Here is a 15,236-nt window from a genome sequence, read left to right as displayed (position 1 = left end):
TCTAATGAAGATCATTTGATCAAAAACCGATTCTTAATTAGCGTAAAACCCCCATCTCTGACTAATCTTTAAAAATCTCCACCTGTTTTAAATCTCTATTATAAAAATGCATATTTCACTTAAAACGTTCTCGGTTTTATTCAATTTTAAATTAAAATTTTATCCACTATTGAGGTAAAAAGTTACAAAATTTTAGGGTATTTCGCTTTTTTTTATCAAAAAAGCAATTATTATTGAATTATGGGAACACAATCCCATGGAAGGAATTTTTGAATTATGAAAAAACTATTAGGTCTTTTGGGGACTCTTGGTTTAGCCTCAACAAGCGCGACGGCTGTTGTCTCATTGGTTGAAATACCAAAAAGCAATGATTCTAAAACAATATCAATTGAAAGTTTAAAGGCGCTAATTAATGAAGTCACAAACTTAGCAAATACTAACAAAGATAAAGCACCTGATGCTTATAAAGCACTATATAAAGCAATCGGAGAAGCTGAAGGGGTTTTGGTAATTTATCAAAACGAAACTGAAAACTATGGTGTGTTAGATACGGCACATAAAAATTTAACGAATGCTAAACAAACTTTTGAAGGATCACCTGATGCATTTGCGCAAATAGACACACTTAAAAATAGAATCATTAGTGCAGAAAAAATTAAAAAAGGTGACAAACTTGAATCAGCTTGAAATACATTACAACAACAAATTGGTGTTGCCAAAACAGTTCGTGATAGAAATCCAAAAGCTGGCGAACAAGGTGTTGTCAATTCAACAGTCTTAGATTTACAAACCGCGATGGTTGCATTTTTTGATGCAACTAACACACTTGCTGATTACACAGGTTTAGATAATGCAATTGCAGATGCTGAGAAAGCTTTAAAAACACCTAAGGCTGAAGAAGCGGTTAAAAAATTAAAAGATGCAATTAAAGCTGCGAATGATTTTCCTCGTGATTTATCATCAGGGGAACAAGCTGAAGTTGAAAAAGCAGTTCAAAGATTGCGAGATGCAATTGAAGAATATAACAGTTCAGGTAAACCCGTACTTCCACCAACACATCCTGATCTAACGGCTTTAAGAGCGAAAATTGAAGAAGCTAAAAAAATTGCAAGCGATGCCAAAAATAAATTCAAACCTTTAGCAGAACGTAATACATTTGAAGAAGCAATTGGACATGCTGAAGGAATTATTGCCGGAAACCCAGTTGAAGGACAAGAGCAAAAAATCAAAGATGAAATTACAGCCTTACAAACTGCAATTGATAACTTTATCAAGGTAACTGATGAAAAAGCTGATAAAACAATGTTGAGCAATAACATTAATGCTGCGAAAGGGATTCAAACAGAAAACAAAAAACCAGATGCAGTTACTAAATTTAAGCAAGCCATTACTGATGCGAATGCTGTGTTGCAAAAGAATCTAAACATTGATAAACAATCAGAATATGATCAAGCTGCTGAAGATATGTGACAAGCAACTTTCGATTTTGTCAGCTCAGCTAACCGAATCAATATTAATTTTGAAATCTATAATGGAGCTTTCTTAACTGTTCCTTTAGCAGATAGTAAAAAAGAAACAATTAAGAAACAATTAGAAATCCAATTCAAAAATGTTAAAGAAGGCAAAGATTACACCATTGGAGATGTTAAAAAAGCATACAAGGATGACAAAACAAGCGTTCTAATAACTGGGGTTGGTAATTACACAGCAACAGCGACTGTTTACTTTGTATTAGATATTAAAAACATTGAAAGTGAACTTAATACAATTGCAAATTCAGGAGCAAATAAAGATTTTTGAACAGCTGCTGGATTAAAAGCTGAAATTGAGAAGAAAGGTATAGATGTTGTAAATGGTTTAAAAGTAGTTGAATCAACAAAATATAAAAATGAATTAACGTATGTAAAACAGTTCAAAATTTCAACCAATAATAGACTTGACTTTAGTGCCTATAAAGGTGAAGTAATCGTAACTCAAATTACAGATATCCTAAAAAAAGGTTGAACTGTCTATGTTGATAATAATAAAAACACAATCGAACATATTGGTGGTAGTGCCCCAGAAGGAACTAAAGAAATTCTGTTAATGGGACATACAGGTGGTAAAGCGTGACCAGCACCTAAAAGTATTGAAAAAGTACCAAATTACATCAATCCAACAATAACCAATTTGACGAGTGTATTTCAACAAGCAACAACATTTAATGGTGATATTTCAAACTGAGATACATCACAAGTAACAACTTTTGAAAAATTGTTCTGACAAGCAAAGAAATTCAACCAAGATATTTCCAAATGAAACACTGCAAAAGTTACAAATATGCAAAATGTTTTTGATACAGCAGAAGCATTTAATCAAAACATTAAAACTAATGGCAATAGTTGAAATGTTTCTAATGTAACTGATATGTCAACTATGTTCTGAGGTGCAAAAGCTTTTAACCAAGACATTTCAAATTGAAATGTGACGAAAGTTAAAGCGTATGTAGAATTTGATGCTCGAGCAAATCCTAATTGAAAAAAAGAACATAAACCAAATTTTAAATAGTTTTTATTCACTAATTCATTTAAACGATTAAGAATCTTCAAATCACCACCTGATAAAAAGGTGGTGTTTTTAATGTCTCGAGTGGCATTATTTGAAAAAAATTAAGGTTTTTAATGAAGATCGTCTGTTCAAACCCATCATGAATTAGACTAAAAAACTTAATGATAAGCAACATGGAAAAGTGTTTATCCTTTTTAAACCCCTATTATAAAATGTGTATGTCACTTAAAAACTCCTTGTTTTATTCCATTTTAAATTAAATTTTTATCCACTATTGGGGTAAAAAGTTACAAAATTTTAGGGTATTTCGCTTTTTTTTGTAAAAAAAGCAATTATTATTGAATTATGGGAACACAATCCCATGGAAGGAATTTTTGAATTATGAAAAAACTATTAGGCCTATTAGGGACCCTAGGTTTAGTCTCAACAAGTGCAACAGCTGTTGTCTCATTGGTCCAAGCACCAAGAGGGAATGATGCTGAATCAAAACCAATAGATAAAGATGTATTAATTAAGTTGATTGGTGAAGCTAGAGCTATGGCAACTGATCAAAAAAGCAAGCATCCTGATGCTTATAAAGCACTACATAAAGCAATTGGAGAAGCTGATGGGGTTTTAATTATTTATGAAAATGAAACAGAAAACCCTAATGTGCTAAGCACAGCACATAAAAACCTAACGAGTGCGATGGGTATTTTTTCAGAATTTCCAGATCAACTTGCAAACATAGAGATGCTTCGAAAAAGAATTACTGATGCCAATACAGTTTTAGAAGCGCCTGTGAATCAATGAAAAGATCAAGCAGATAAGACAAGACTACAAGAAGCAATTGCAAAAGCTCAAAAAATTATTGATGGAAAACCAAAATCTGCTGAACAAAACGTTGTTAATACAGGGGTTTCGGACTTGCAATTTGCGACGCTTAAATTTTTTGATGCAACTGACGCTTATGCAAACACAGATGCATTAGTAGCAGAAATTGCAAAGGCTATTGAGGCTTTAAAAACACCTCAAGCCGATGAAGCTATGGACGCATTACGAAAAGAAATTAAACTTGCTGAAGATGTTCGCGATGCTAAATACTCATCGGGTGAACAAAATATTGTTGATGCTGCAACTGAACGATTAAAACAAGCAATTGAAGATTATAAAAATGCAGGACAACCACCAATTCCACCAGATGACGTTGATTTAACAAAACTAAAAGATTTAATTGTTACAGCCAAACGAATTGCGAGCGATGTAAACAATCAATTAAAACCTTTAGAAGAGCGTAATAAATTTGAACAAGCAATTGGACATGCCGAAGGAATTATTGCCGGAAAACCAGTTATTACTCAAAAAGATAAAATTACAGCTGAACTTAAACTCTTGCAAACAGCAATAGATAACTTTGGCTTGGTAAAAAATGAAAAAGCAAATAAGTCAATGTTACAAAACAACATTGATGCTGCTGAAAAAATTGATAAAACCAAGAAAAAACCAGCTGCAGTTGGAATTTTTGACACAGCAATTGCCACTGCTAAAGCTGTAAATGAAACAAATCATGACATTGATCAACAAAAAGTATATGACGACGCAGCTAATGCTATGTGAGATGCGACTTTAACATTCTTAAGTTCAGACAACAGAATCAATATTAATGCTCAAATTTATACTGGAGCTAAACTAACTGCAGTTTTAGCAGATAGTAAAGAAGCAACAATTAAGCAACAATTGGAAATCCAATTTCCAAATGTTAAAGAAAAAATTCATTATACAATTACAGATATTAAAGTAGCAAACAACGAAAACAAATCAAGTGCACTAATAACCGGAGTTAATGATTATCGCGCAACAGCCGTTGTGTATTTTAGATTAGCTATCAAAAACATTGAAGCTCAACTTACTACAATTGCTAATAAAGGTACAAAACTTTTAACAGCTGCTGAATTAAAAGCTGAAATTGAAAACAATAAGATAGATGTTATAAATGGTTTAAATGTAACTGAAATGTCTGAAGGTGCAACAAGTAAAACTAGAAAATTTGAAATTACAGCTAATAATAGATATGGCTTTAGTGGTTATGATGGTATAGTGACCATTACTCAAACTATAAAATAATTAGGATGAACAATATGTTTAATAATGCAATTACTTGAAAATTACCAAAACCAAAATTTAAATAGGTTGTAATTGATAACTTCTTTTTAAACATGAAATTATCAATACTTGATTAAATCTGTATTAGACTTAATCAAGTATTGGTGTGAATATGAATGTCGTATATAGAAAGGCATGCATAATGAAAAAACTATTAAGTATATTAGGAACTCTTGGTCTTGCTTCAACAAGCACGACCATGGTTGTATCTTGAACAATGACTCCGAGGACAAACGATCTTCAAGTTATAACAAAAGATAGCCTAACTCAATTAATTGCTGATGCTAATGCATTAGCAATTAAAGAAAAAAGTAAACCTTCTGTGGCTTATCAAACATTGCATCAAGCAATTGGACAAGCCAAAGGAGTTTTAGATATTTACTTAAATGAAACAGAAAATCATGGTGTGTTAAGCGAGGCTTATGAAGCTTTACAAACTGCTATGAAGACTTTCGAAAACACAAACGATGAATTAGCACATATTACTACATTAAAAACTAGAACCACTGATGCTAATAGTCTTTTAAATAAACATCCTGATAAAACCGAAGCAGAAAAGAACAGACTAAAAGCTGTGATTAGTGAAGCAGAAGCTTTATCAAAGAAAAACCCCCCAAAAAATGATCAAAATTTAGTTGATAAAGCTTTATTAAAATTACAAACTGCCATGGTCAGCTTTTTAAACTCGACCAATACTAGTGCTGATTATTCGAAATTAAATACAGCAATCACTGAAGCCAACAAAGCCTTAAAAGATCATCCTAAAAAAGCTGAAGGGGTTAAAAACTCTTTAAGAAAAGCAATTAAACATGCACAAGAAGTTATTGATAAGCAATATACAACATCTGACCAATTACTTGTTGATCAAGAAGTTACTCATTTAAAAGATGCAATTCAAAAATTTCTTGATGCAGGTAAAGAAAGAGCTAATACTGACAAATTAGAAGCAATCATTGTTGACTATCGAAATATTTCACAATGACATAAATCTGATCAAGCATGGCTTGTTTTTCAACAAGCCATTGAGCATGCTCAAGGAGTTGTTGATGGACAACCAACACTTGATAAACAACAAGTTGTCGATCAAGAAGTTGAAGATATCCAAAAAGCAGAATCAGATTTTATTAACAGTCAAGATCAAAAAGCTGATTTACAATGATTAAATTCGAATATTGCAATGGCCAGAACAATTAAAATAATGAACAAGAAGCAATCCGATTGAGATGTTTTTCAAAGCGCCATTGTTAAAGCTGAAAATTATGTGAAAAACCCACCAACTATTGATAAACAAGATGAAGTGGACAAAGAGGCCGAAGATTTATGACAAGCAACATATCAATTTTTAAATGCAGTCAATCATAAAGACATCAGTAGTACTATTTTTTGGAAAACATCAATTGGGGCTTTAAGTGATAACAAACCAGCAACGATTAAAAAACGCTTAGAAGAAAAATACACACTTAAAGAAGGTAAGGACTACAACATTGGAGAAGTTAAAGACTATAATGGTCGATTTGGTGTGGAATTAATAGGAATTAATGACTACACTAAGACAACGGTTGTGACTTTTGTTTTAGAGATTAAAAACATTGAATATGACCTATTCGATCTTGTCAATTCAAAGCAAAATCAATTATGAACAGCTGATGAATTACAAACAGCCATCGAAGGTAAAAACCTTGATATTGAGAATGCTTTAAAAGTAACTGAAGTTGCACATGAACAAGCACTGCAAGTTAAACGTTTTAAAATCACGGCCAATGACCAATATGATTATAGTAACTACAAAGGTGAAATTATCGTCAACCAAGTTTTGAATCGAGAAAATCAAACCAAAACAATTTATATTGACCCAGCAGATGACACAATAAAGTCAAAAGATTATCGGGCACCAGAAGGGGTTAAAGAAATTATCAATCTTGGTTGAGATGGAATTAAAATTCATCGAACACCGACAACTATTGAAAAAGTTCCTGATTTTATCAGTCCAAACATTGAAAGTTTAGAAAGGTTATTTGAAGGTGCAACAAAGTTTAACCAAGATATTTCAAAATGAGAGACACAAAATATAGTTAATATGGCTTCTATGTTTCGATATGCAGATGCATTTAATCAGAATTTAAAAACTAATGGTAATCAGTGAAACACTTCAAATGTCACAAACATGATAGCTATGTTTAGTGGTGCACTAACCTTTAATAAAAATATTTCAAATTGAAACACTGTTAAACTAACAAACATGGGCGATATGTTTCAACGTGCAAAAGCATTTAATCAGGATTTATCTAAATGAAATATGCAAAACGTTATTGATTATAAAGGTTTTGATAATGAGGCCATTGCTTGACAAGATGAATATAAACCCAAATTTAACTAATAATAACAAACCCAAATCAAAAATTTAAATTTTTGGAGAAAGAGAAAGGATGCTTTAAATGAAAAAATTATTAAGTCTATTAGCTGCTGTTTCATTAAGTGTTCCCACTACTTTGCTTGTTGTTAGTTGTGGGGTTAAAATTATCAGTTTAAGCGAATTAGAAACCAATATTGGGGCAATTGATGGCTTGGATAAGCGCTATATTATTGAAGGAATTCGAAAAGCAAATTCAGGTTATACAATAAGCGCAAACGATCTAGAAATTGATTTTGATACATTACAAACTGAGGATGGTGAACCAAGAACTGGATCTGTGGATGTTCAAGGACAAGGAAGATACCATGGTTCTTTAACAGTTAACTTTACACTTAATAAAGCAGATTTAGAAGAGTTAAAAGAGTTGGTTAAGAAGGCAGAAAAAGAACATGCACAAGGTTCTAAACTTGATGATGCATGATTTACTTTTAACCAAGAAATTGGATTTGCAAAAGGAGTTATTGGAGTTGATCCTTTAGCTCATAAACAAACTGAAATTGATGCTGCTTATTATAGATTACAAAAGGCAATTATTGATTTTGATGAGGCTGGGACTAAAAAAATCAATCCATGAATGTTGGATGCGAATATTGCTTCAGCAAAAAAAGCGGCTGAAAATGATAGGAAAGAACCAGCAGCACTTGAGAAATTGAAAAATGAAATTATAAAAGCTGAAGGAATTCGAAAACAAGCAGTAGATGAAAATTGAGAGATTGATAAACAAGATTATGTTGATAAAGTGGCAGATGATTTATGAAGTGAAGTATTTACATTTATTATGTCGCCAAATGCAGAAACTCTTCCCCCAGGAATTGAACCTCCCCAACCAGATCAAAACACTCTAAAATTAAGCAATAGTATGCAAGCAGACGCTTTAGAAAACGAACACCAACAATCAATTGAACAATTAGTTTTAGAAGGAGAAAATATGTCAATAAACACTAGTGATGTAGATAATTCTTATAAAACACCACAACAAGACTTAGAAGCCTTGTTAAAACAAGCAAATGCTCTTGGACAAAATGATAAAGCTTTTGATGAATATTTAAAATTAAGAAGAGCCATTGGCCTTGCTGAAGGAATTTTAAGTGTTTATGAAAATGAAACAGAAAACGAAGGTGTATTAACTCAAGCGATTACAGATTTACAATCTGCAATCAACACATTTACTGGAAGTAAAGATTTAAAAGCAGACAAAGCAACTGATAAATTAATAAAAAAAATAGAAGTTGCTAAAAAAGCTTTTGATGATGGACATTTTAAACCAACTAATATAAAAAATGAGTTAAAACAAGCATTAGATAAAGCAAACGGAATAGCAAATCCAATTTTAGGAATTAGTCAAGAACATAGAGTTCATCAAGCAATCAATGATTTACAATTAGCATTAATTAAATTCCATGCTGCTGATAATGGTTCAGCAAACTATGCTGAATTGGATAAAACAATCAATGAAGCCACAACCTTACTTGCAAAAGAAAGAGACAACAAAATTCAATTAGCTGTTACGATGTTAGAACGTGGAATCGCCATAGCTCAAGAAGTTCGTGGTAAAAATTTAACAAGTGATCAACAAGACCAAGTGGATAACGCAAATAATAGACTAAAAACTGCAATTGAAGAATTTAAAAAGGTAGAAAATAATAAAAAAGAAATTAAAGAATTAATTAAATTCACTGATTTAGGTGAATTAAAAGATAATGATGCAAACTCTATCAAAGAGGCGGTTATTCTTAAGAATCCCAGAGTGTCTGTTAGAGATTTTGAAGTTGACCCCAACAGCATATTAGAAACAAAAGCAACAATTAAAGGAATTGGTGATTATAAAGGAGTCGTTGAAGTAACTTTTATACTTTCACTAAAAGATATTTCTATAATCAAATATGAATTAGAACAAGTTGTTTATAAAAAACCTAATAGTTTTTGAGAAGCAAAAGATTTAGAAAAAGAATTTGTTAAAGATGGATTTGATATTGAAGGTGGAATCAGTGTTAGTGTGACAAGAACCGTTAACTTTCCAGAAATTAAGATACGTTCATTTGTGGTCACTGGAAATGCTGAACTAAACAAAAATGATTTTAAGTACGAAGGACAAATCAATATTTATCAACTTCTAGATCGAGAAAACCAAACCAAAACGGTTTATATAGATCCAATATATGGAATAGTATGAGCGGATTCAGGATTCATTCAGAAAGAAATTATTCATATCGGTTGGGATAAAGAGGGTAGGTCAGACAATTTCAGTGAAAATCTTGAAATACTTCCAAGTTATATAAGTCCAAAAATAAAATCTTTAGAAGGAATAGCTATGAGTTCAAAAACATTTAATGGAGATATTTCAAAATGAGATACCTCAAATGTAACAAACATGTGAGGTATGTTTCAAGATGCTCTGTCATTTAATGGAGATATTTCAAACTGAGATACTTCAAATGTAACTAATATGGATAAAATGTTTAATGGCGCCCTATCATTTAATCAAAATTTAAGTGGGTGAAATATTTCAAATGTCACAACGTACAAGTTATTTGACAACAACACTCCAGTTTGAGAAACCAAAAACAAACCAAAATTCCCAAATTAAATTATCTTAAAACATAAACTCTTAACTTTAAAATTCAATAATCGATACACTAGCAAAAGCTGGTGTATTTTTATTTTATTGATCTTTATTAGGAAGATGATTTCCTATTTTAGATTAAATTATGTTGAATATATTTTGCATAAGAAGGTTCATTTAAATGACAAAGTTTTATTAAATCTTTAATAAAACTCAAAAACTGAAAAGTAATAATTTTTCAGTTTTTGATCTTATTTTTACTTCATAAAGACTTATTTTAGGACATTTTAAGAAGATAAATTGTAAATTTTTAGGCCCATATTAAATTATTTTTCTAAAAATTATGTATTATAAAATTAAGGGCATAAAGACCCTTAGGAGGAAATTCTTAATAGTGAAATTATTATTAAGCTTATTAGGAACTCTCGGACTTGCTTCAACAAGCACAACAACTGTCGTTGCTTTAGCAGAAACATCAAAAGCTAATGCAAATACATACATAACTAAAGAAAACTTAACTAAGTTAATTGCTGATGCTCAAGCATTAGCAATTAATGAAAAAAGTAAACCACTTGATGCTTACCAAAAATTGCATAAAGCAATTGGACAAGCCAAAGGAACTTTAGAAATTTACCTAAATGAAACAGAAAATACAGGCGTGTTAGATGAGGCTTATGCTGAACTAACAACAGCGATTGATGTTTTTAAAGCCACTAAGAATGAGTTAGCTCAAAAAGAAACTTTAAAAACTAGAATTGCCAATGCAAAGAATATTTTAAAAACATATCCTGGTAAATTAGAGACAGAAAAACAAAAATTAAATAATGCAATTGTTGAAGCCGAGGGTTTAGTTCAAAAAGAAACACCACGCAAAGATCAAGATATAGTTGATCAAACTTTATTAAAGTTACAAAATGCAATGGTGAGCTTTTTGAACTCAACTAATGAAAAAGCAAACTATACAAAATTAAACCAAACAATGGTTGAAGCCAAAAAGGCTTTAACCGACCATCCTAAAAAAGATCCTGGAGCAATTAACGCTTTAACCAAAGCAATTGCAAATGCACAATGAGTTATTGACCAAAAATACACAAGCTCTGATCAAATCTTAGTTGACAAAGCAGTGGATGCTTTAAAAGCTGCAATTAAAAAATTTCTTGATGCAGGTAAAGCCAAAGCCAAACTTGAAGCATTAGAACAAGCAATTGTTGATGCAAGCAAAATTCAACAAGGACATAAAACTAATCAAGCATGACTTAAATTTCAACAAGCGATTACTCATGCTCAAGGAGTTGTTGACGGACAACCAACACTTGATAAACAACAAGTTGTTGATCAAGAAGTTAAGAATTTAAATCAAGCGAAAACAGACTTTAATAAAGCTGAAAATGCCAAAGCTGATTTACAATGATTAAATTCAAATATCAAAATGGCTAGAACGATTAAAATCATGAATAAGAAAAAATCTGATTGGGATGTTTTTCAAAGCGCCATTGTGAAAGCTGAAAATTATGTTAAAAACCCACCTTTAATTGATAAACAAGATGAGGTTGATCAAATGGCAGAAGATTTATGACAAGCAACTTATAAATTTTTAAATGCAGGTGACAGAAAAGACATTCGTAGTATTATTTTTTGAAAAACATCAATTGGGGTTTTAAAAGACAACAAACCCGAAACCATTAAACAACAATTAGAAACCAAATATCCAACACTTAAAGAAGGTCGAGATTATACAATCGGATCAGTTAAAGAATACAATAATAAATTGGGTGTAGAACTAACAGGAATCAATGACTATCTTGAAAAAACAGTTGTGACTTTTGTTTTGGACATCGACAATATCAGAAGAGATATTGATAACATCATTGACGAAAAACAAACAGCTTGAACACAATCAGAATTACAACAAGCAATTGAAAAGAAAAATCTTGATGTTTCAAATGCATTAAAAGTTATTGAAGTTCAATACGAGGCAAAGCTTCAAGTGAAGCATTTTAAAATTATAGCTGATGATAAATATGACTTTAGTAAATACAAAGGTGAGATGAACGTCTTCCAAGTAATCGATAAAGAAAATCAAAATAAAACAATTTATCTTGATCCAAAAGAACAAATTATCGCAACAACTGATAGTAGTGCTCCAATGGGGGTCAAGGAAATTATTAATATTGGTTGAAGTTCAAATAAACAAACTCATAGAATACCATCAACTGTGGAAAAAGTTCCTAATAATATTAGTCCCAACATTAGAAGCTTGGAAAGATTATTCCAAGGTGCAATAAACTTTAACCAAGATATTTCCAATTGAGACACATCAAATATAACAAATATGCATAAGATGTTTTTTGAAGCAACTTCTTTTAATCAAAATTTAAAAACTAATGGTAACAAATGAAACACTTCAAAAGTCACCGATATGTTCGATATGTTTTGAGTAGCAAAATCATTTAATGGGGATATTTCCAATTGAGACACATCAAGTGTGGTAACGATGAGAGCGATGTTCCAAGATGCAAGCGCCTTTAATCAAGATATTTCCAAATGAAACACTGCAAAAGTCACTAACATGAGTATTATGTTTGAAAATGCTTCTGCCTTTAACCAAAATTTAAAAACTAACGGTAATAGTTGAAATGTGTCTAATGTAACAACTATGGAAAGAATGTTTACAGGGGCTACATCATTTAATGGGGATATTTCAAACTGAAACACTTCAAAAGTAGAAACTTTTGAAAAATTGTTCTGAAAAGCACGTAAATTTAATCAAGATATTTCCAAATGAAACACTGCAAAAGTCACAAATATGCGAAATGTTTTTGATCAAGCAGAAGCATTTAACCAAAACATTAAAACTAATGGCAATAGCTGAAATGTTTCTAATGTAACTGATATGTCAACTATGTTCTGAGGTGCAAAAGCCTTTAATCAAGACATTTCAAACTGAAGTGTGGGCAAAGTTAAAGCATATAAAGAATTTGCTGATAATGCCAATCCAAATTGAAAAAAAGAACATAAACCAAAATTTAAGTAATAAAAATAAATTTATATAAATCAAAATTTTATAAGTTTAACTTGATAGCACTGGCAAACCAGTGCTTTTCTTATGATTTTAGTTTGTCTTTTATTGAGTTAAAGGCTTAATGATTTAAAAAGAAATCTTTTACATTTCAAATTTCATTTTTTCATAATAAAGGCTCATTTCATTACATTTTAAAGTTAAAAATTGTCAATTTTTAGTCCCAATTGACTTATTTTGTGAAAAATTAGGTATTATAAAATTAAGGATTAAAAGATTCTTATGATGGGAGGAAATCCTTGATAATGAAAAAACTATTAAGTATATTAGGAACTCTTGGTCTTGCTTCAACAAGCACGACCATGGTTGTATCTTGAACAATGACTCCGAGGACTAATGATCTTCAAGTTATAACAAAAGATAGCCTAACTCAATTAATTGCTGATGCTAATGCATTAGCAATTAAAGAAAAAAGTAAACCTTCTGTGGCTTATCAAACATTGCATCAAGCAATTGGACAAGCCAAAGGAGTTTTAGATATTTACTTAAATGAAACAGAAAATCATGGTGTGTTAAGCGAGGCTTATGAAGCTTTACAAACTGCTATGAAGACTTTCGAAAACACAAACGATGAATTAGCACATATTACTACATTAAAAACTAGAACCACTGATGCTAATAGCCTTTTAAATAAACATCCTGATAAAACCGAAGCAGAAAAGAACAGACTAAAAGTTGTGATTAGTGAAGCAGAAGCCTTATCAAAGAAAAACCCCCCAAAAAATGATCAAAGTTTAGTTGATAAAGCTTTATTAAAATTGCAAACTGCCATGGTCAGCTTTTTAAACTCGACCAATACTGCTGCTGATTATTCGAAATTAAACACAACAATCATTGAAGCTGAAAAAGCCTTAAAAGATCACCCTAAAAAAGCTGAAGGGGTTAAAAACTCTTTAAAAAAAGCAATTAAACATGCCCAAGAAGTTATTGACAAACAATATACAACATCTGACCAATTACTTGTTGATCAAGAAGTTACTCATTTAAAAGCTGCAATTCAAAAATTTCTTGATGCCGGTAAAGAAAAAGCAAATACTGAATTATTAGAAGCAATCATTGTTGACTATCGAAATATTTCACAATGACATAAATCTGATCAAGCATGGCTTGTTTTTCAACAAGCCATTGAGCATGCTCAAGGAGTTGTTGATGGACAACCAACACTTGATAAACAACAAGTTGTCGATCAAGAAGTTGAAGATATCCAAAAAGCAGAATCAGATTTTATTAACAGTCAAGATCAAAAAGCTGATTTACAATGATTAAATTCGAATATTGCAATGGCCAGAACAATTAAAATAATGAACAAGAAGCAATCTGATTGGGATGTTTTTCAAAGTGCCATTGTCAAAGCTGAAAATTATGTGAAAAACCCACCAACCATTGATAAACAAGATGAAGTGGACAAAGAGGCCGAAGATTTATGACAAGCAACATATCAATTTTTAAATGCAGCTGATCGTAAAGATATTCGTAGTACTATTTTTTGAAAGACATCAATTGGAGTTTTGAGTGATAACAAACCAGCAACAATTAAAAAACAACTAGAAGAAAAATACACCCTTAAAGCTGACAAGGATTACACCATTGGAGATGTTAAAGACTATAACGGCCGATTTGGTGTGGAATTAACAGGAATTAATGGCTACTCTAAAACAACAGTTGTGACTTTTGTTTTAGAGATTAAAAACATTGAATATGACCTATTCGATCTTGCCAATTCAAAGCAAAACCAATTTTGAACAGCTGGTGAATTACAAACAGCTGTTGAAGGTAAAAACCTTGATATTAAGAATGCTTTAAAGGTGACTGAAGTTGCACATGATGCAGCACTTCAAGTTAAACGTTTTAAAATCACAGCCAATGACCAACATGATTATAGTAACTACAAAGGAGACATAACTATATCTCAAGTTTTAAATCGAGAAAACCAAAGTCAAACAATTTATATAGATCCAACAGATAACACAATCAAGTCAAAGAGTGATACAGTCCCAAATGGAGTAAAAGAAATTATTAATATTGGTTGAACTGGAAGATTTGTTCACACAATGCCTTCAACTATTGAAAAAGTTCCCAACTATATTAGTCCAAAAATAACGCATTATCAAAATGCTTTTCGAGGAACAACATTGTTCAATGGTGATATTTCAAAATGAGATACTTCAAATGTAATTGATATGACAGCGGTCTTTTCACGTACTAAAATGTTTAATCAAGATATTTCAAAATGAGATACTTCAAAAGTGACTAGTATGAATAATATGTTTCGAGAAGCCGGATTATTTAATCAAGATATTTCAAAATGAGATACTTCAAAAGTCACGAACATGAATGCAATGTTTTGGTCAACAAAAGCGTTTAATCAAAATTTGAGTGGTTGAGATGTTAAAAAGGTTACGTCTCACGATTCATTTGATGGGAACACTCCTGCTTGAAAATTACCGAAACCAAACTTTAACTAATAATAACAAACCCAAACCAAAAATCTA

Annotated in this window: 6 protein-coding genes; all 6 read left to right on the top strand. The window is 31.3% G+C overall.

Features of this window, described 5'->3' with window-relative positions:
* Positions 1–276 precede the first annotated feature (276 nt).
* The 6 genes from ELUMI_RS00460 to ELUMI_RS04580 all read left to right on the top strand — a co-directional run bounded on the left by ELUMI_RS00460 (position 277) and on the right by ELUMI_RS04580 (position 15,209).
* A complete protein-coding gene (locus ELUMI_RS00460; RefSeq protein ID WP_025734449.1) occupies positions 277–2,547 on the top strand; it encodes a BspA family leucine-rich repeat surface protein in 2,271 nt (756 codons plus the stop codon).
* Positions 2,548–2,928: 381 nt separating this feature from the next.
* A complete protein-coding gene (locus ELUMI_RS00455) occupies positions 2,929–4,650 on the top strand; it encodes a lipoprotein (protein ID WP_025734450.1) in 1,722 nt (573 codons plus the stop codon).
* Between the two features lie 181 nt (positions 4,651–4,831).
* Positions 4,832–7,066 (top strand): BspA family leucine-rich repeat surface protein, encoded by a 2,235-nt coding sequence (locus ELUMI_RS00450; RefSeq protein ID WP_100618525.1) that lies wholly within the window; start codon positions 4,832–4,834, stop codon positions 7,064–7,066.
* A gap of 58 nt (positions 7,067–7,124) precedes the next feature.
* Positions 7,125–9,689: a BspA family leucine-rich repeat surface protein gene (locus ELUMI_RS04585; RefSeq protein WP_100618524.1), complete on the top strand. Its 2,565-nt coding sequence runs from the start codon at positions 7,125–7,127 to the stop codon at positions 9,687–9,689.
* A 370-nt stretch (positions 9,690–10,059) separates the two neighbouring features.
* Positions 10,060–12,699: a BspA family leucine-rich repeat surface protein gene (locus ELUMI_RS00440; RefSeq protein ID WP_100618523.1), complete on the top strand. Its 2,640-nt coding sequence runs from the start codon at positions 10,060–10,062 to the stop codon at positions 12,697–12,699.
* 290 nt (positions 12,700–12,989) lie between these two features.
* Positions 12,990–15,209, top strand: coding sequence for a BspA family leucine-rich repeat surface protein (locus ELUMI_RS04580; RefSeq protein WP_100618522.1), 2,220 nt, complete (start codon positions 12,990–12,992; stop codon positions 15,207–15,209).
* Positions 15,210–15,236 lie beyond the last annotated feature (27 nt).

It is taken from the genome of Williamsoniiplasma luminosum (assembly GCF_002803985.1).
Taxonomy (GTDB): Bacteria; Bacillota_I; Bacilli_A; order Mycoplasmatales; family Mycoplasmataceae; genus Williamsoniiplasma; species Williamsoniiplasma luminosum.
The sequence above is the reverse complement of the archived record's forward strand: the minus strand, read 5'-3'. Positions and strand labels throughout refer to the sequence as shown.